Source organism: Thermasporomyces composti (genome assembly GCF_003386795.1).
GTDB lineage: Bacteria > Actinomycetota > Actinomycetes > Propionibacteriales > Actinopolymorphaceae > Thermasporomyces > Thermasporomyces composti.
Map to the genome: position 1 here is coordinate 1935652 of NZ_QTUC01000001.1, position 16954 is coordinate 1952605.

General features: G+C 69.3%; 16 protein-coding genes. 5 read left to right on the top strand and 11 right to left on the bottom strand.

The window, feature by feature from the left end; all coding sequences use genetic code 11:
• Nucleotides 1-24: 24 nt before the first annotated feature.
• Nucleotides 25-1224, top strand: a complete 1200-nt coding sequence (gene ligD / locus DFJ64_RS08460) for a non-homologous end-joining DNA ligase (protein WP_115851926.1) — start codon at nt 25-27, stop codon at nt 1222-1224.
• A 15-nt stretch (nt 1225-1239) separates the two neighbouring features.
• Nucleotides 1240-1890, top strand: coding sequence for a 2'-5' RNA ligase family protein (locus tag DFJ64_RS08465; protein WP_115849966.1), 651 nt, complete (start codon nt 1240-1242; stop codon nt 1888-1890).
• Nucleotides 1891-1961: 71 nt separating this feature from the next.
• On the opposite strand, the gene DFJ64_RS08470 is transcribed toward DFJ64_RS08465, so the two are convergent.
• The 3 genes from DFJ64_RS08470 to DFJ64_RS08480 all read right to left on the bottom strand — a co-directional run bounded on the left by DFJ64_RS08470 (nt 1962) and on the right by DFJ64_RS08480 (nt 3223).
• On the bottom strand, nt 1962-2240 hold the full coding sequence (locus tag DFJ64_RS08470; RefSeq protein WP_115849967.1) for a hypothetical protein: 279 nt from the start codon (nt 2238-2240) through the stop codon (nt 1962-1964).
• 354 nt (nt 2241-2594) lie between these two features.
• A complete protein-coding gene (locus DFJ64_RS08475; RefSeq protein WP_147304645.1) occupies nt 2595-2894 on the bottom strand; it encodes a hypothetical protein in 300 nt (99 codons plus the stop codon).
• 149 nt (nt 2895-3043) lie between these two features.
• Nucleotides 3044-3223, bottom strand: coding sequence for a hypothetical protein (locus DFJ64_RS08480; RefSeq protein WP_115849969.1), 180 nt, complete (start codon nt 3221-3223; stop codon nt 3044-3046).
• A 157-nt stretch (nt 3224-3380) separates the two neighbouring features.
• Between DFJ64_RS08480 and DFJ64_RS08485 the strand changes: the two genes are divergently transcribed.
• The 3 genes from DFJ64_RS08485 to DFJ64_RS08495 all read left to right on the top strand — a co-directional run bounded on the left by DFJ64_RS08485 (nt 3381) and on the right by DFJ64_RS08495 (nt 9551).
• Nucleotides 3381-5207, top strand: a complete 1827-nt coding sequence (locus tag DFJ64_RS08485; protein ID WP_115849970.1) for a bifunctional metallophosphatase/5'-nucleotidase — start codon at nt 3381-3383, stop codon at nt 5205-5207.
• Between the two features lie 251 nt (nt 5208-5458).
• Nucleotides 5459-8920, top strand: coding sequence for a glycoside hydrolase family 84 protein (locus DFJ64_RS08490; protein WP_170152550.1), 3462 nt, complete (start codon nt 5459-5461; stop codon nt 8918-8920).
• 118 nt (nt 8921-9038) lie between these two features.
• Nucleotides 9039-9551 (top strand): GNAT family N-acetyltransferase, encoded by a 513-nt coding sequence (locus DFJ64_RS08495; protein ID WP_115849971.1) that lies wholly within the window; start codon nt 9039-9041, stop codon nt 9549-9551.
• Nucleotides 9552-9590: 39 nt separating this feature from the next.
• On the opposite strand, the gene DFJ64_RS08500 is transcribed toward DFJ64_RS08495, so the two are convergent.
• The 8 genes from DFJ64_RS08500 to DFJ64_RS08530 form a co-directional block, all read right to left on the bottom strand.
• The gene (locus DFJ64_RS08500) at nt 9591-10418 is read right to left on the bottom strand and encodes an SAM-dependent methyltransferase (protein WP_115849972.1); all 828 of its coding nucleotides are present in this window, start codon (nt 10416-10418) and stop codon (nt 9591-9593) included.
• 128 nt (nt 10419-10546) lie between these two features.
• The gene (locus DFJ64_RS08505) at nt 10547-11941 is read right to left on the bottom strand and encodes a sulfatase family protein (RefSeq protein ID WP_115849973.1); all 1395 of its coding nucleotides are present in this window, start codon (nt 11939-11941) and stop codon (nt 10547-10549) included.
• Nucleotides 11925-12731 (bottom strand): carbohydrate ABC transporter permease, encoded by an 807-nt coding sequence (locus tag DFJ64_RS08510; RefSeq protein ID WP_115851927.1) that lies wholly within the window; start codon nt 12729-12731, stop codon nt 11925-11927. Before DFJ64_RS08510 ends, DFJ64_RS08505 begins: the two co-directional genes overlap by 17 nt.
• Before the next feature lie 94 nt (nt 12732-12825).
• On the bottom strand, nt 12826-13803 hold the full coding sequence (locus tag DFJ64_RS08515; protein WP_115849974.1) for a carbohydrate ABC transporter permease: 978 nt from the start codon (nt 13801-13803) through the stop codon (nt 12826-12828).
• Entirely contained in the window at nt 13787-13921 is a 135-nt protein-coding gene (locus tag DFJ64_RS20090) for a hypothetical protein (RefSeq protein ID WP_281268497.1), read from the bottom strand. Before DFJ64_RS20090 ends, DFJ64_RS08515 begins: the two co-directional genes overlap by 17 nt.
• 47 nt (nt 13922-13968) lie before the next feature.
• Nucleotides 13969-15540: an ABC transporter substrate-binding protein gene (locus tag DFJ64_RS08520; RefSeq protein WP_115849975.1), complete on the bottom strand. Its 1572-nt coding sequence runs from the start codon at nt 15538-15540 to the stop codon at nt 13969-13971.
• Between the two features lie 281 nt (nt 15541-15821).
• Nucleotides 15822-16214: a PPOX class F420-dependent oxidoreductase gene (locus DFJ64_RS08525; RefSeq protein WP_115849976.1), complete on the bottom strand. Its 393-nt coding sequence runs from the start codon at nt 16212-16214 to the stop codon at nt 15822-15824.
• A 173-nt stretch (nt 16215-16387) separates the two neighbouring features.
• On the bottom strand, nt 16388-16858 hold the full coding sequence (locus tag DFJ64_RS08530) for a YbhB/YbcL family Raf kinase inhibitor-like protein (protein WP_115849977.1): 471 nt from the start codon (nt 16856-16858) through the stop codon (nt 16388-16390).
• Between the last annotated feature and the right edge of the window lie 96 nt (nt 16859-16954).

Consider the following 16954-nt stretch of genomic DNA (forward strand, 5'->3'; position numbering starts at 1 on the left):
CCCTCGGCGACCTATGGTGAGGGCATGCCCACGTCACGGGTCCTGCAGCTCGCCGGCCGCGAGGTGACCATCACCAATCCCGACAAGGTGCTCTTTCCCGCCAAGGGCATCACCAAGCTGGATCTGGTGCGCTACTACCTCAGCGTCGCCGACGGGGTGCTGCGCGGCGTGCGCGGACGTCCCATGATCCTCAAGCGTTTCGTGCACGGCATCGAGGAGGAGGCGTTCTTCCAGAAGCGCGCCCCGGCCAACCGCCCGGACTGGATCGAGGTGGCCGAGCTCCGTTACGCCTCCGGTCGATCGGCGAAGGAAGCCGTCCTCCGCGACGCCGCTGGGCTGGCGTGGGCCGTCAACCTCGGGTGCATCGACTTCAACCCTCATCCGGTGCTCGCCGAGGACTTGGACCATCCCGACGAGCTCCGGATCGACCTCGACCCCGTTCCGGGCGTGGCATGGGAACAGATCCGCGACGTCGCGGAGGTCGTCAAGGAGGTCTTGCGTGAATACGGCCTCACCGGCTGGCCGAAGACCTCCGGCTCTCGCGGCTTCCACGTCTACGCGCGCATCGAGCCGCGGTGGTCGTTCGCCAAGGTGCGGGTGGCGGCGGAGACCGTGGCGCGCGAGGTCGAGAACCGGGCACCCGAGCTGGCGACGAGCAAGTGGTGGAAGGAGGAGCGCCACGGCGTCTTCGTCGACTTCAACCAGAACGCCAAGGACCGCACGGTCGCCTCGGCGTACTCGGTGCGACCGACACCAGACGCCCGCGTCTCGACCCCGCTCACCTGGGCCGAGGTACCGGGCTGCCGGCCCGAGGACTACACGATCGAGACGGTCCCCGACCGGTACGCCGAGCGGGGTGACCCGTGGGAGGGGATGGACGACGCCGCGGGCTCCCTCGACGCGCTGCTGGACCTAGCCGAGCGGATGGGACCCGCGCCGAAGCCGCCGAAGGGGAAGGGCCGCCGTCAGCCGACGAGGCCCCTCATCGAGATCGCCCGCGCGAAGACGAAGCGGGAGGCGCTCGAGGGGTTGGAACGCTGGAAGGCTCGCCACCGCTCCATCGTGGGTCACCTGCGGCCGGCTGACGTCCTCGTCGACGGGATGCGAGGGCGAAGCTCGGTGTGGTACCGGATCCGTGTGAACCTCCAGCACGTCCCCGAGAGCGAACGCCCACCGCAGGAACCGCTCGAGGTCGACTACGACCCGTGGGGAGACGCGTCGTAGCAGAGGAGGCTCCTCGTGACGTCGAACGCCCACGCGCCGGCTCAGCACGCGCCGACCGTGACATCGCACTGGTGGTGGCGGCCCGGGTGGGGACCAGGCCGTCGAGGGTACGCGTGGCACATCAACGTGGGCCTGGAGCCGCTGCATGACCACGCGACCGCGTACCAGCGGGCGATCTCTCACCTCCCTCAGCTCGACCTGATCCCGCTGGAGTGGCTTCACCTGACCGTGCAAGGGGTCGGGTTCGTCGACGAGACCAGCGACGAGGACGTGGCCGCGATCGTCGAGGCCACCCGACGCCGCCTCGCCGACGTCACTCCGATCCGGCTGACGTTCGACCGGCCGATCCAGCGGCCTGAGGCGCTGGCGATCCATCCGACACCAGCCGAGCCGCTGGTCGAGGTCCGGACGATGCTCCGCGACGCGATCGCGGAGGTATGGGGGCCGGACAAGGTCGAGGGATCCGCCGACGGGTTCCAGCCTCACGTCAGCCTCGCCTACGTCAACGCCCCGGGACCCTCGGACGAGATCGTCGCCTCCATCGACCAGGTGACCGCCGAGCCCGTCGAACTCGTCGTCGACACCGTGTCCTTGATCGAGCTGTTCCGGGACGGCCACCTCTACCGGTGGGACACCGTCCACAAGGTCACGCTCGGAGCCACCTGACGGGGAAGGCTCGCGCGTCGTCGGCGCACCCGAGCGAGAGGCCGCGACGCGGCGGCACGTCGCGGTGAGGGCTACGAGAGGCGGCTTCGGATCTCGCGCGGGTACTCGGGGAAGTAGTGGGTGATCTGGTTCAGCGCGAACTGGCTCAGGATGGAGGACGCCGGCTCGCGCTCCAGGAGGAAGCGGAAGGACTCGCGCACCAACCGCTCAAGGTCCACGTCGCCGCGAAGGCCGAGCTCCTGCTCGAACCGGTCCGGCACCGTGACCCGGTGGCTGGTCTCTTTCTCCCCCTGCCGGACGCGGACGTCGAACGTCCGGTCGCCATGCGGCTCGATCACGATCTCGCTCATCGCTGTCCCGTCCTGTCCATCGAGCGGGCCCGCTCGGCAGCGTACGCGGCGTCTGGTCGCTTCGTCGCCCAACGCGGACGATGACCTCTCGATCGTCACCCTGGATGACTCCGGCACATCGGTCGAGCCGCGGGACCGGAGGCTCCGGAGCGACGTCCGGAACCTCCGCCGGTCTCAGGCCACGTCCCCGCGTTCCATCCACTGCGCCGCGCCCATCCCGACGGCACGATCGCGCATCGCACCGCTGTCCAGCGCCCTGCCAGCGTTCGCCAAGGCTTCGAGCGACGCGACGTCGGGCATGATCCGCGGACGCACGTCCAGCGATCCGGTGTCTTCCGCGGTCCGCGGTCGGGCTCACTCGTCGACGAGGTAGACGACGCGCACGGTGAACGAGTGGTTGAGGAAGCTGATGTCACCCTGCTTGACGTAGGTGACCTTGAACGGATTCTCCGGCGAGAACCGGACCGGCGTCGACGCGAAGCTGACCGGAGTTGGCTGGTCATCCCGATCCAGGTGGTCGCGGCTGGTCCCGAAGATCGTCACGCCGAGGATCGTGCCGGAGTCCTTTCCGGTGTCGACGGTGAACGTCTGCTCGCCGTAACGCGGGTTCCTGTCGAGGATGAACGTCTGTCGGAGGACCTTCATGTGCGGCATGGGCGTACCTCTCTCGTCGTTGGTCGTTGCCGACGGGCCACCGCTGGGGATCGGGGAACGAGCAGCCGGACGACTCCGTCGGCTCGTGGCGTCGCGGGCGCCGGACCGTTGTATGCCAGACAGGCCGTCGGAAGATCCACCCGGGGCGGTCACCTGACCGCCGGGTCGTCAGCGGTCCGCTCCGCGACGGCTCCGGCCGGACCAGCCACCGCGTCCACGGCACGATCCACGCCCGTGACCTGGACCAAGCCGTGCTGGCCGGGATCGTCGAGGTAGCCCTCGACGAGAGCGGAGGTCGACCCGTCGCTCCACGGCAGCCGACTGCGCACTGATGCGCGAATGTCCAGATCTTGACGCAGATCTGTTCAAGATCCGCGAGCGGCGTGAGGATTCGGCGCGAGCTCCGACGTGGACGACACGCACCACCGGCGGCGCGTCGTCCCACGCCGGCGCCCCAGCGACGTCAGGAACGAGAGAGGGCACCACATGGGCATCTCGACCCGCCGCGCACTCGCCGTGGCTGCCACGAGCCTGGCCGCCACCGTCGCCGTCGCGGCGACCAGTGCGCCGACGCAGGCCGCACCGTCATCGAGCGGCGACCGAGGACCCCGCCAGGCCAGCGCGCCCGTCGAGGTCCAGCTGCTCAGCATCACCGACTTCCACGGCTACATCCGGCCGCACGACGACACCAGCAACGGCACGGTGCCAGGTCCCGACGGCCCCATCGTCGTCGGCGGCGCCCCCTACATCGCCACGCACTTCGACCGACTCTCCGCGGGGCACAAGAACTCGATCCGGTTCGCCGTCGGCGACTCGTTCAGCGGCTGGCCGACCGAGGTCGCCTATCACGCCGACGAGCCGACAGTCGAGTTCCTCAACTACCTCGGCATCGAGTTCACCACCGTCGGCAACCACGAGCTCGACATCTCCCCGAGCTTCCTCATCGACCACATGTGGAAGGGCCGGTGCTTCGGCACGGTCGACGTCGACTCCTGCTTCACGGACTCCAGCGGTCGACGCTTCCGCGGATCGAACTACCCCTACGCGACGGCGAACATCGTGGACAAGAAGAACGGGAAACCGATCGTCCCGCCGTACGTCATCAAGCACGTCGTCGCGGACAACGGCCGCCGCATCCCGATCGGCTTCATCAACCTCACGACCGACACGACGGTGGAAGGGTCGACGTCGTTCCAGCCCACGCTTGAGGACCTGCCCCTGGTCGAGACCGCCAACAAGTACGCCAAGATCCTCCAGCGGCGCGGCGTCGAGACGATCATCGTCACCGCCCACGAGGGTCTGACGGCCGGAGGTCAGTTCTGGACCTGCAACGACTCACCGTCCGGCCCGATGGCGGACTTCGCCAGGCAGGCCGACCCCGCCATCGACGCCATCATCACCGGCCACTGGCACACGCAGTTCATCTGCCACCTGCCCGACCCGGCCGGCAACCTCCGACCGGTCGTCGAAGCCGGCTACCACGGCAAGCTCATCAACGAGGTGCTTCTGTCGATCGACCCGCGCACCAAGGACGTCATCCGGTCGGAGACCAAGGTCACCAACCACCCGGTCACCCGGGACGTCCCGCCGGACCCGGTCGTGCAGGCGATGGTCGACTACTGGCTCGACCGCCGTGACGAGACCGGCGCCCGCCCGGTCGCGGAGATCACCGGCGACCTGACCCGCGACCTCGACGCCACCGGTCAGAGCACCCTCGGCAACCTGGTCGCGGACGCCCTGTACGAGGACTCCCAGCGGACAGCCCCGCGGCGCGAGCAGGCCGCCGACCTCGCGCTCGTCGTCCTCCGCGCCCACAGCGGCTCAAACTCGCTGCGCGGCGACCTGCGGTACGCGCCCGGGACCAACCCGGCGGACGCGCCCGGTCGGGTGTTGTTCGAGGAGGCGTGGGCGGCGTTCGGCTACGCCAATCCAGTGGTGACGGTGACGGTCACCGGTCAGCAGATCCACGACGCGTTGGAAGACCAGTGGCGCACTGAGCCCGACGGCACCGTTCGGTTCGCGCCGTTCGGCGTCTCCTCGAACGTGCGGTACGCGTTCGACGCCGACGGCCCGGTCGGTGACCGGGTCGACCCCGCGGACGTCACCATTGACGGCGAGCCGCTCGACCTGACCAAGGAGTACCGCCTGGCCACGCTGGCGTACACGCTCATCGGCGGTGACGGCACGACAGCGTTCCAGGACTCCTACGCCGACCCGGTGCGTGGCACCCGCGACTACGAGGTGCTGCGCGGCTACCTCACCCGACACAGCCCAGTCGAGCCACCCGCGTTGGACCGCGTCACGGTCAAATGAGCGGGTGACCCAACCGGAGCGTCAGCCCAGGCCGCCGGCGGTCGCCTGAGACCGTTCGAGCGTTCGACCGCCGGCGGCCTGCTTCGGACAGCTCCGGCCGGACCAGCCACGCTCGGCCCGCGATCACGTCACCATCGATGCGGGCCCCCGACACAGGCCAGACTCACCGCGCTGACCGGGATCGCCGAGGCTTCCGGACGCCAGCGTCGGTGACCAGCCGCGCCGCCGGCCGAGCCACGAAGGGATACGGGATGGGCGCTGCTCCCAGACGATGGACGATCCTCGCGGCCGCGCTGCTCCTGCCGCTCGCGAGTCCCGCCCTCCCCCAGGCGGGTGCCGCGACCACAGCGGCCGCGACCCAGAGCCCCGAAGCCCGGGCGGAGGCCGACCCGCCGCCCCACGCCACGGTCGAGATCTGGCCGACACCCCAGCAGGTGACGACCCGAAGCCCTGGGTTCCCGCTCACCCCGACCGTCGGGCTGGTGCGCGGCGACACCGCGGACGCGTCCGCCGAGCGAGTCGTGCGCCAGATCCTGGAGCGCGCGGGCGTCCGGACCGTCGTCGCGACAGACGGCACCGACCCCGGCACTCCCGTCACGATCTGGCTCGGCGGCGGCCAGCACGTCCTCGACGCCCTCCGGGTCGAGGGACCAGCGGACCTGCCCGCAGAAGGCTACGTCCTCGCCACCGGGCGGACGCGAGACGACCGCAAGCACGCCGTCCTCGCCGGCGTGGACGCCGACGGCACCTACTACGCCGCACAGACGTTCCGCCAGGTGGTCCAGCCGCGCCCAGGCCGGCACTGGGTGCACGGCGTGACGGTCCGCGACTGGCCGGCCATGCGTTACCGCGGGTCGATCGAAGGCTTCTACGGGACGCCGTGGTCGCACGAGGACCGGCTGGATCACCTCGACTACCTCGGCGCGCACAAGATGAACACCTACGAGTACGCGCCGAAGGACGATCCCTACCACCGGGAGCGCTGGCGTGACCCCTATCCCGCGGAGAAGCTGGCCGAGCTCGGTGAGCTGATCGACCGAGCGCGGGAGAACCACGTCGACTTCACCTTCGCTCTCTCGCCCGGTCTGTCGATCTGCTACTCGTCCCCGTCCGACCTCGCGGCGCTCTTGGCGAAGTTCGAGGCCATCTACGAGCTGGGTGGGCGGGCGTTCAACGTGCCGCTCGACGACATCGACTACAACCAGTGGCACTGCCCCGAGGACCCCGAACGCTTCGGGACCGGCGGCGCCGGCGCCGGCCGCGCCCAGGCGTACCTGCTCAACAAGGTCCAGGAGTGGGTCGAGAGCAAGGGCGACGTCGCACCGCTGCAGATGGTGCCGACCGAGTACTACAACACCACCGAGACGCCCTACAAGAAGGCGCTGCGGGAGGAGATGGACCCCGACATCGTGGTCCACTGGACCGGGATCGGCGTGATCCCGCCCGCGATCACCACCGCTCAGGCGGCGGCCGCCCGCGAGGTCTTCGGGCACGAGGTGCTGGTGTGGGACAACTACCCGGTCAACGACTACATCGCCGGCCGGTTGCCGCTGGCCGACTACGCCGGTCGCCAGCCGGGCCTGTCGACGCACCTGGTGGGCGTCCTCTCCAACCCCGCGAACCAGGCGGCGGTCAGCAAGGTCTCGCTCTTCTCCTTCGCGGACTTCTCCTGGCACGACGAGACGTTCGACCAGACGAGGGCTTGGCTCGCCGCGCTGTCCGAGCTCGCTGGCGGCGACCCGGCCACGGTGGCCGCGCTGCGCGCGTTCGCTGACGTCACGACCTACGACGGCACGCTGCACAAGACGCAGGCGCCGGTGCTCCGCGAACACCTGGAGGCGTTCTGGCGAGCCTGGGAGGCCGGCGACACCGAGCAGGCGGTGTCCGGTCTGCGGCCCTACCTCGAGGCGCTCGCCGAGGCGCCAAAGGTGATCCGCGCCGGCGTCACCGACCCGAGGTTCGCCCCGGAGGCGGCCGCCTGGCTGGACGCGACGACGCTGTGGGCGCGGGCCGGTCTCGCGGCGGTCGAGATGCTCGCCGCGCAGGCGAGGGGTGACGGTGCCGCCGCGTGGCAGCACCGGCAGCGGATCCAGCCGCTGGTCGAGCAGGCGACCGCGATCCGGGACACCCGGCTGCCGCACCGGAACACGTACCCACGGATCGCCGACGGCGTCCTCGACGCCTTCCTGACCAAGGCGCAGGAGGCCAACGACCGGTGGCTCGGGCTGACCGGGGCCCGAATCTCGCCGGTGACGACGCTCGGCACCTACCAGGACAACGTGCCCGCCCGCATGGTGGACGGCGACGTGGCGACGTTCTTCTGGTCGGACGCGGCGCCCAAGGCCGGCGACCACGTGGGCGTCGACCTGGGCACGGCGCGAGCGATCGGCGAGGTCACCGTGCTCATGACGAAGCCGGACAGCCCGAACGACTACATCCACCAGGGCGTGCTCGAGTACTCGGTCGACGGGCGCACGTGGCAGACCCTGACCACCGGCACCACGCCCGAGGTGCGGGCCACCGCCCCCGAGGGAACGACAGCGCGCTACGTGCGCTACCGCGCGACCGCGGACAACAGTCCGTACTGGCTCGTGGTGCGGGAGTTCACGGTGGAGGTGCTCGACGACGACGCACCGGTGTACGCGGTGACGGGAACCCCGCCGGCGGCCAGCGGCTCCACGCTCGCCAGCGCGGCCGACGGCCAGGTCGACACCTGGTACCGCGCCAGCGCCGCTCCCACCGAGGGAGACGCGCTCACGGTGACGGCGTCCCGAGCCCGCCCGCTGGACCGGCTCATCGTGCTCTCCACGCCCGAGACCCGGGCGACCGTGCGGGTGCGGGACGCCGACGGCGCCTGGCACACGCTCGGTTCCCTCGCCGACGGCTACACCGAACTGGCGGCGCCTGACCTCGGTGCGGTCGACGCCGTGCGGCTGGACTGGGAACCGGGCTCGCCCGCTCCGGGGATCGCCGAGGTGATTCCCCGGCACGCCGACGTGCCCCTGGTCGACCTGTCGTTCGACCCGGCCGAGGTGTCGGTCGAACGGGGTGACTCCGTGACGGTCGCGGTCCGGCTCGGCTCCACCCGCACCAGGGACGTCACCGGCACGGTGACGGTCGGGTCCGCGCCCGGCGTCCAGGTGGAACCCGCGAGCACCGAGGTCACGGTGCCGCGCGGTGCCGACCGAGTGGTGGAGCTCAAGATCTCCGCCGACGACGACGCCGAGACGGGCGCACGTGAGCTGCCGGTACGGTTCACGACCACGGACGGCGAGGAGGTCTCCGGCACGCTGAGCGTCAGCGTGTGGCCGGCGACCTCGGACACCAACCTGGCCCTCGGCAAGCCGGTCACCGCGTCCGGCGTCGAGCCCACGACGGAGTACGTCCCCGAGAACGCGGTCGACGGGGATCTCGACACCCGCTGGGCGTCGGACTACGACGACGCCTCGTGGCTCACCGTCGACCTCGGCACCTCCACCCACCTGGGCCGCGCCGTGCTGCGCTGGGAGGCTGCCTACGGCGAGGCGTACCGGCTGGAGGTCTCCGACGACAACGAGACCTGGGAGACGGTGGCGACCGTCGACGACAGCGACGGCGGTGTGGACGAGATTCGGCTGGACGCGCACGGCCGGTACGTGCGCTTCCACGGCGTGCGGCGGGCCACCCAGTGGGGCTACTCGCTGTGGGAGCTGGAGCTCTACCCGGTCAGGTAGGCGACGCACCGCGTCCCATGGGGCGGGCGGGCACGCCCGCCCGCCCCAGCCGCACCGACTCCCGTCGTGGAGTTGTCGTGGAGCGTCGCTGCGGTAGACCTGACTACCCTCGCTAGGCGTGCTAAACACCTCGACCATCGTCGTTCGTCCCGCCCAACCCGCCGAGTACGCCGCGGTGGGTGAGCTGGGCGTCGAGGCCTACCGACACGCCGGCGTCCTCGTCGACTCCTACGCCGAGGTGCTGCGCGACACGGCGAGCCGAGCACGGGACGCGGACCTGCTCGTGGCGACCGACGGCGAAGGGCGGCTGCTCGGCACCGTGACGGTGTGCCGACCGGACTCGCCGTGGGCGGAGGTCTCCCAGGAGGGCGAGCTGGAGTTCCGCGCCCTGGCGGTGGCGCCGAGCGCGACAGGCCGCGGGGTCGGCCGTCGCCTGGTCGACGCCGTCCTCGAGATCGCCCGCCGCGAGGGCCGGCACCGTGTCGTGCTGTCGGTCCTCGACCGCAACACCGTCGCCCGCCGTCTCTACGAGCGGATGGGGTTCCGGCGCCTGCCCGAGCGCGACCACCGGCCGCTACCCGACGTACTCCTCGCCGCGTACGCCTTCGACATCCCGACGAGCGACCACTGAGCCGGGACGCCCTGGCGATCTGTCAGCCTGGGAGACCCGTCAGGGCTTCCGAGCGACGCCGCAGTACCCCCAGCGCGACTCCTCGGTGTCCGCCAGCTCGGGGTCCTCCGCACCCCACAAGCCCAGGTAGGTGAGATCCGGCTTCGCGCCTTCGTACGGTGGCACGAGCTCGAGACCCTCGAACAGCCGCTTCACCTCGTCGTAGCTACGCAGGTAGAGCTGCTCGGTGGCGTTCTTGTAGACGTTCTTGACCGCGTTGGCCACCCGAACGTCGTTGCGGTCCTCGGTGCCGTGCGAGATCGCCAGGTAGCTTCCCGACGGCAGCGCGTCCATGTAGCGCTTGACCACGCCCCAGGGGTCCTGCTCGTCGGACAGGAAGTGGACCACCGCGACGAGCATCAGTCCGACCGGCTGGGAGAGGTTTAGCAGCTTCCGCAGCTCGGGATGGTTGAGGACGCCGTCGGGGTCGCGCAGGTCTCCGTCGATGTAGACGGCGTTCTCGACGTTGACGAGCAGCGCCTGGCCGTGCCGCCACACCATGGGGTCGTTGTCGACATAGACGACCTTGGCGTCCGGCGCGACCGACTGTGCGGCCTCGTGCGTGTTGTTCCGCGTCGGGAGGCCAGCACCGATGTCGATGAACTGACGGATGCCCGCCTCAGCCGCCAACCAACGGGCGGCACGCTGCAGGAAGCCACGGTTCGCCCAGGCCGCTTGCTCGACGTACGGCGCGGCGGCGCGCACCTTCTCCGCGGCGATCCGGTCGACCTCGAACCACTCGGTCCCGCCGAGGTAGTAGTCGTACAGGCGCCCGGCGCTCGGCTTGGTGGGGTCGACGCCGGGAGGGACCACCTTGGCACCGCTCATCTCGCCTCCTGCGAAGATCGGTATGCGAAGTGTGCCACGAATTGATGACCCACCGCTCACGGGCCCGGTGGGCGGCCGAATGTGGCAGCGAGCGGTGCCGACCGACGGCTTGTCACCTCCATGGCCACCTACATGGCGGCCGCGGAGGCCTGGTCCAGCGCCGCGAGCTGGGCGCGAATGAACCGCTCGGCCCGGTCCTGCTCGACGACCGGATCGCAGAACTCGTCGTACAGGCGTCGCGTCAGCCGCTCCACCACGTCCGGCCTGGCGGAGGCGAGGTCGCGCAGCTCGTGCGGGTCGGCGTCGAGGTCGAACAGCTGGTGGGGAGCCTTCGCGTGGTAGAGGAGCTTCCAGCGACCCTCGCGGACCATGAACGAGCTGCCGCGGGTACCGTGACCGTGGTACTCGGCGAACACGGCTCGGTCGTCCCGCCGATGCTCCCGCGAGAGGCTCTGCAACGGCTGCCCTGGAAGCCCGTCCGGGTAGGGCACACCCACCGCGGCGAAGATCGTGGCCCGCAGGTCCCAGTGCGACACCGGGGTGCGGACCCGAGCTCCACGAGGGAATCCTGGACCCGCGACGACCAACGGCACGCGCACCGAGTCCTCGTACAAGCTCGACTTCCACCACATGCCGAACATGCCGAGCATCTCGCCGTGGTCGGAGGTGTAGACGACGACAGTGCGGTCGAGTTGACCCGTGGCTTCCAGCGCCTCGAGGAGCCTGCCCAGTTGGGCGTCGACGTAGGTGACGCGGCCGTAGTAGGCGCGGCGATGCTGACGAATGAGCTCCTCGGTGAACACGTGGGTCCCGAAGTGGCGACGCAGATCCGCGGCATAGGGGTGCTGCGCGGGCGGTGCCGTCACGTCGTACTCGGGCAGGTCCGCGTGGTCGGCGTAGAGCTCCCACAGCTCCTCGGTGACGCGGTGCGGGAAGTGCGGCGCGATGAGGTTGACCTCCATCGTCCACGGTCGACCGAGGTCGGCGGACCGGCGCAGGAACGCGAGCGCGTCCTCCATGCGGCGGTCGTCGCCGCGGAACGGGTTCTCGGCGACACCGACGTCCCGAGCCCGCTCGAGTCCGTCCGTGCGCAGGGCGAGCGGCTCTCGACTGATCATGGTGTCGCCCACGCCGCGGTAGTCGGTGCCGAACATCTCGGTGAAGCCCAGCTCGTTCGGCGGACGGTACGCGTCCACCTTGCCGACGTGGACGCTGTGCACGCCGGCGGCGTCCAGGATCGCGCCGTAGGAGGGGTAGTTCGGCCGCTCCAGGACCAGGGAGTTGTTGTACGTCTGGATCTGGTGCACCGGACGCCCGGAGATGAACGACGACCGCGACGGCACGCACAGCGGCGACGGGCAGTAGGCGCTCTCGAACACCACACCGCGCGCCGCGAGGCGCTCCAGGTTCGGCGTCCGGATGAACGGGTGGCCGTCCGTGCTCGCGATCCGTGGGTTGTGCTCGTCGGACTTGAGGATGAGCACGTTGACCGGGCGGACGTCCCGCTCACTGCTTGACGGCACCGGCGATCCCCTCCACGAAGTAGCGCTGCAGGAACAGGAAGACCACGATGATCGGCAGCAGTCCGATCGTCGCCGCGGCGGCCATGCCGCTCCAGTCGGTGAAGTACTCACCCTGGAACGAGTAGATGCCGACCGACAGCGTGCGCAACTCCGGCTTGTTCAAGGTGAGCACGAGAGGCAGGAGGAAGTCGTTCCAGGAGTGCATGAACTGCAAGATGATCGCGGTGGCGGTGACCGGCTTGGCGAGTGGAAGGTAGACCTGCCAGAAGATCCGGACGAAGCCGGCGCCGTCCATCATGGCGGCCTCCTCCAGCTCCTTCGGCAGCTGGCTGAAGTAGCCGGCGAACAACAGGATCGCCACCACGTGCGCGCCGCCTGCCTCGGCGAGCGTGAGGCCCCAGAGCGAGTCCTGCAGCCCCAGCTTGTTGATGAGGTCGAAGATCGGGATGATCGTGTAGCCCTCGGGCAGGAACACCGCCGCCGCCAAGAGGCCGATGACGACGCGCTTGCCGGGGAACCGGTAGCGGCCCAGCACGTAGCCCATCATCGACACCGCCAGCACCGAGATGACGATCGAGGTGACGGTGACGAAGACGGTGTTGAAGAAGTAGTCGCCGATGTGGGCGTCGTGCCACGCCCGCACGTAGTTGTCGAGGCGGATCGCCTTCGGGAACAGGCCCAGGCCGCTGAACACCTCGGCGTTCGTCTTGATCGACGACGACACCATCCACAGGAACGGGTAGACCCAGACGAAGCACACCGCCAGCAGGACCACCGAGATCAGCGTCATCCGCACGTGGTTCGCGGTGAGGCGGAATCGTCTGGTGGGACGGCGACGTGTCACCGGCCGGGTCGGGCTCCGCTCGACGGTCACCATGGCTGCCTCACTCGTTCACCAGTTGGGCCCGCACCTGCGCCGCCTTGCGCGCGACGTACACCTGCAGCAGCGCGATGACCATGACGACGACGCCGAAGAAGCATCCGGCGGCGGACGCGTACCCGAGTCGGGGCACACCGCCGACCTGGTCCGCCGCGAAGGCGGTCTGGTAGATGTACACCTCGATCACCTGGGTCGCGAAGTACGGGCCTCCTCGCGTCATCGCCTGCACGATCGCGAAGACGTGCAGCGTGGCGTTCGCGGTGAGCAGGACGATGATCGCCGCGAACGGCAACAGCATCGGCACCGTGATGTAGCGCAGCAGCTGGAAGCGTCCGGCGCCGTCGACCTTGGCCGCCTCGTAGTAGATCCTCGGGACGGTCTGCAACGCCGCCAGCCAGTAGATCATCGTGATCCCGAAGTTCTTCCATACCTCGACCGCCATCACCGTCCACAGCGCGGTGTCCGGGTCACCCAGGAAGTCGATCGGCTCCGGAATGAGGCCGAGCCCCATCAATGCCTGGTTGACGGGACCTCGGTACGGGCTCAGCACGAACGTCATGACGATGCCGACGATCGCGGCGGTCGTCACCACCGGCAGGAAGAAGAACGTCCGGAACACCGGGGCCAGCTTGAGGGCCTGGTTGTTGAGCAGGATGGCGACCAGGAGCGCCAGCACCAGCCGGATCGGCACGGCGACGATGACGAAGAGGAAGGACCGGCCGAACGCGTCCCAGAACAGCGGATCGCCGATGAGCTCCCGGTAGTTGTCCAGCCCGACGAAGGTGCGTGCCGAGGTGAACCCCGACCAGTCGAGGAACGAGAAGTACCACGACATCACCATCGGGTAGAACGTGAACATCCCGGCCAGGACGAGCGACGGGAGCATGAACAGGTAGCACCACCGGGACGTCCAGATGCGCGTCCACAGCCCGGCCGAGCTCGTCCGGCCCGCGCGGGCGATGGAGTCACGCGCGAGCGTCATCGACGTCCTTCCGTGCCGCCGGGCTCTGCTGTGCCGCCATGTCCTTGGCCGCCACGTCCTGGGCCGCCATGTCCTGGGCCGCCACGTTCTCCTGGGCTGCCGGACGCGTTCGTGCCACCAGACGCGTCTGCGGCGCCACGTGCCGAGCTGCCACGGTCCGGTGCCTCACAGCTGCTCGTACATGGCGGGGGTGTAGTCCACGGTCGGGTCCCAGTTCGGGAACACCCAGTCGTCCCTCGACACCTGGAACCCCTTGGCCTGCGCGGCTTTGATGGCCTCGTCGAGGTTCCGCTCGGCACGGTCGTTGAGGTCGCGCAAGGCCGCCTTGAGGTCGTCGATCTGCCCGCTGAACACGCCCTGGGCGATGTCGGCCAGGTTGGGCTTGAGCGGCTTCAGCTCCAGCGTCACCTGGACCGCGTCCGGGTTGCGGATCTCCACCATCGGCGCCATCCGCAACAGCCGGTTGGCGATGTCCGCTCCCGCCTTGGCGCGACCGGTGAGCAGGTTCGATTGGCGGGCTCGCTCGTTGGCCTCCGGCATCAGCGAGCTCAAGTTGCCCTCGGAGGCGATGACGATGTTCGTCTGACCCTCGAGGCTCCCCATGTAGGAGAACAGGTCGCCGGCGATCTCCTTGTACTTGCTCTTGGCGTAGACGAAGACCTGGTTGGATCCGACCTCCTGGTACGACACCGGCGCCCACTCGCCGGCGGTGGGACTCGGCGGCATCGCCACGCCGAAGTCGTAGTCGGGGTTGATCCGCGGCCACTCTGGGATGTCCCACGGCCCGTCGAAGATCATGCCGGCGACGCGTTGCGGCATCCGAGCTCGCGAGTCCGCGTCACCCAAGCTGAGGAACCCGGGGAAGACGCTGCCGTCCGCCTTGATGGCGAGGAGCAGCTCGAACGCCTCGACCAGCTCTGGTGCGTCGTAGGTGAACTCGCCGGTCTTCCAGTCGATGTGGGTGCTGGCGTCGCCGCGCAGTCCCGCCAACTCCGCCAACGCCGACGCGACCCCACCGATCGCGGTGCCGGCGAGCATCAGCCCGTAGTAGTCGCCGCCGCCCTGCTTGGTGACCTTCTTCGCCGCGGCTCGGAAGTCATCCCAGCTCAGCGGCTGCTCCTCCGGGTCGTACCCAGCCCGCCGCAGGTACTCCCGGTCGTACATGAGCAGGTAGCTGTAGCGCTTGCTGGACGTCACCGGCCAGGTGTAGGTCCGGTCGTTGAAGATGTGGATGCCCGGGATGAAGGAGTTCTCGGGGAACCTCGACTTCCAAGCCTCGAAGTTCGGGATGATGTCGTCGATCGGCGCGACCCAACCCTCGTTGATGATGACCTGCACGGGCACGTTGTTGGGCTTGGCGAAGACGTCCGGCGCGCTCCCGTTCCGGACGCCGAGCGGGACGACCTCGTTGATGGTGTCCCAGGGCGAGTCCTGGTAGTCGATGGTGATGTTCGGATACTTCTGCTCGTACGCATCGAACAGCGGAACCTCGAACATCGCCTTGAGGTCACCGCTGTCCATCCACTGGAAGGTGACCTTCTCAGTGGGAATCTTCGCGCCACTGTCGGGGATGTTGTAACGCCGGGACGGCGAAGGGCTCGGACGCCCGCCGTCCGCGGCGTTGGGATCGGTGACGACCTCACAGCCCAGCAGCGCCAACCCCATGCCGACGCCTCCCACGGTGGCGAGCAAGTCCCGCCGGGAGACCCGTCCGCCGCGCAGCCGCGTGCTCGTCATCGCCCACCTCTTGCGTCGAGGTCGCCTGCCCGACAGCGGGGCGGAAAGCGCCGCCCCGTTCGTGGTTATTCGATTAACCTCGAGTTTTTCGTACTCTTCGCACGCGGACGACGTCAAGATCGTGACGACTATCTGGGCGGGCGCGAGTCGACGGCCCTCCTCCCCTTTTCCGGAGATGGACACGACGGTCCGAATATCGGACACAGTCTCTTGACCGCGCGCACGCGGACACGAGCGTCAAGCTCGCGAGGACGCCGCGGCGGCGAACGAGCGCCGCGTCGTCACTGCTTCGTGGTGCGCTCCGGCCGAACGTAGACGACGACCCGGTGCTCGTCCGGCCGGTTCCAGGGATACTCGTCCTGCCCGAGGTACTTCTTCGCCATCTTGTTGATGAAGGCCTTGTCGGGGTCGTCCTCGATGCGTTCGACCCGTCCGCGAATCTCGATGTATCGATAGGGGTTGTCCGGGTCCAGGACCGAGATGGCGATCCGCGGGTCGCGCTGGACGTTGCGGTACTTCTGCCGCGTGGTGGTCTGGCTGAACTTGAGGAACTCTCCGTCCCACTCGAACCAGACCGGGTTCACCTGCGGCTCACCGTTGGGTCCGATCGTGGCGACGTGGCCGAACGACACCTTGGTGAGGATGTCCTCCCGGTCCTTCGGTACGACCGACATCCTGCGCCTCCCCTCCTCGCACGGGCTGACAGCTTCCCGCTCACCCTGACGCGAAACTCCGTCGGGCCGCGCGCCGCCGCGAGGTCCAGTATCGACGATCTCGAAGCCGTCAGGAGGCCACCGGCTCAGTGCCCGGACCTCTCGCTGCGCGAGCTCCCAGCGGCCGTGATGGCTCAGCGCTGGTAGAGGCCCACGAGGACACCGGTGGCGAGGGCGAGGTCGTCGAACGCGTGATGCACGTCGTCCGCGCTCGGCAGTCCCTGCGCGTCCGACGGGCGGGGCGCGTTCTCCCGGCGCGGAAGAGCGTAGAGGCGGAAGAAGTACCGGTGGGCCGAGTCACCGACGGGCGGCTGCGGTCCGCCGTAGCCGACCTCGCCGAACCCGTTGGTCCACTCCTGTCCACCGGGTGGCACCTCCCCCTCGCCGACGCCAGTGGTCGACGGGTCGATGCCGGTCACCAGCCAGTGGAGGAAGGTTCTGCCCGGCGCGTCGGGATCCTCGCAGAGCAGCACCAGCTCAGCCGTGCCCTCGGGGACGCCCGACCACTCCAGGGCGGGCGAAAGGTTCAGGGAGTCATGGGCGTGACGCTTCGGGATCGGCGTGTGGTCACGGAAGCTTGGGCTGCGCAGTTGGAGAACCGTCACGAATCGCCACCTCCTCCTGCCGGTGGGCGCCGACGGCCGGCGGCTCGCCGACCCCGCGCGCTCAGCGGCCCGTACCCAGTCCCGGCGGCGTTAGGC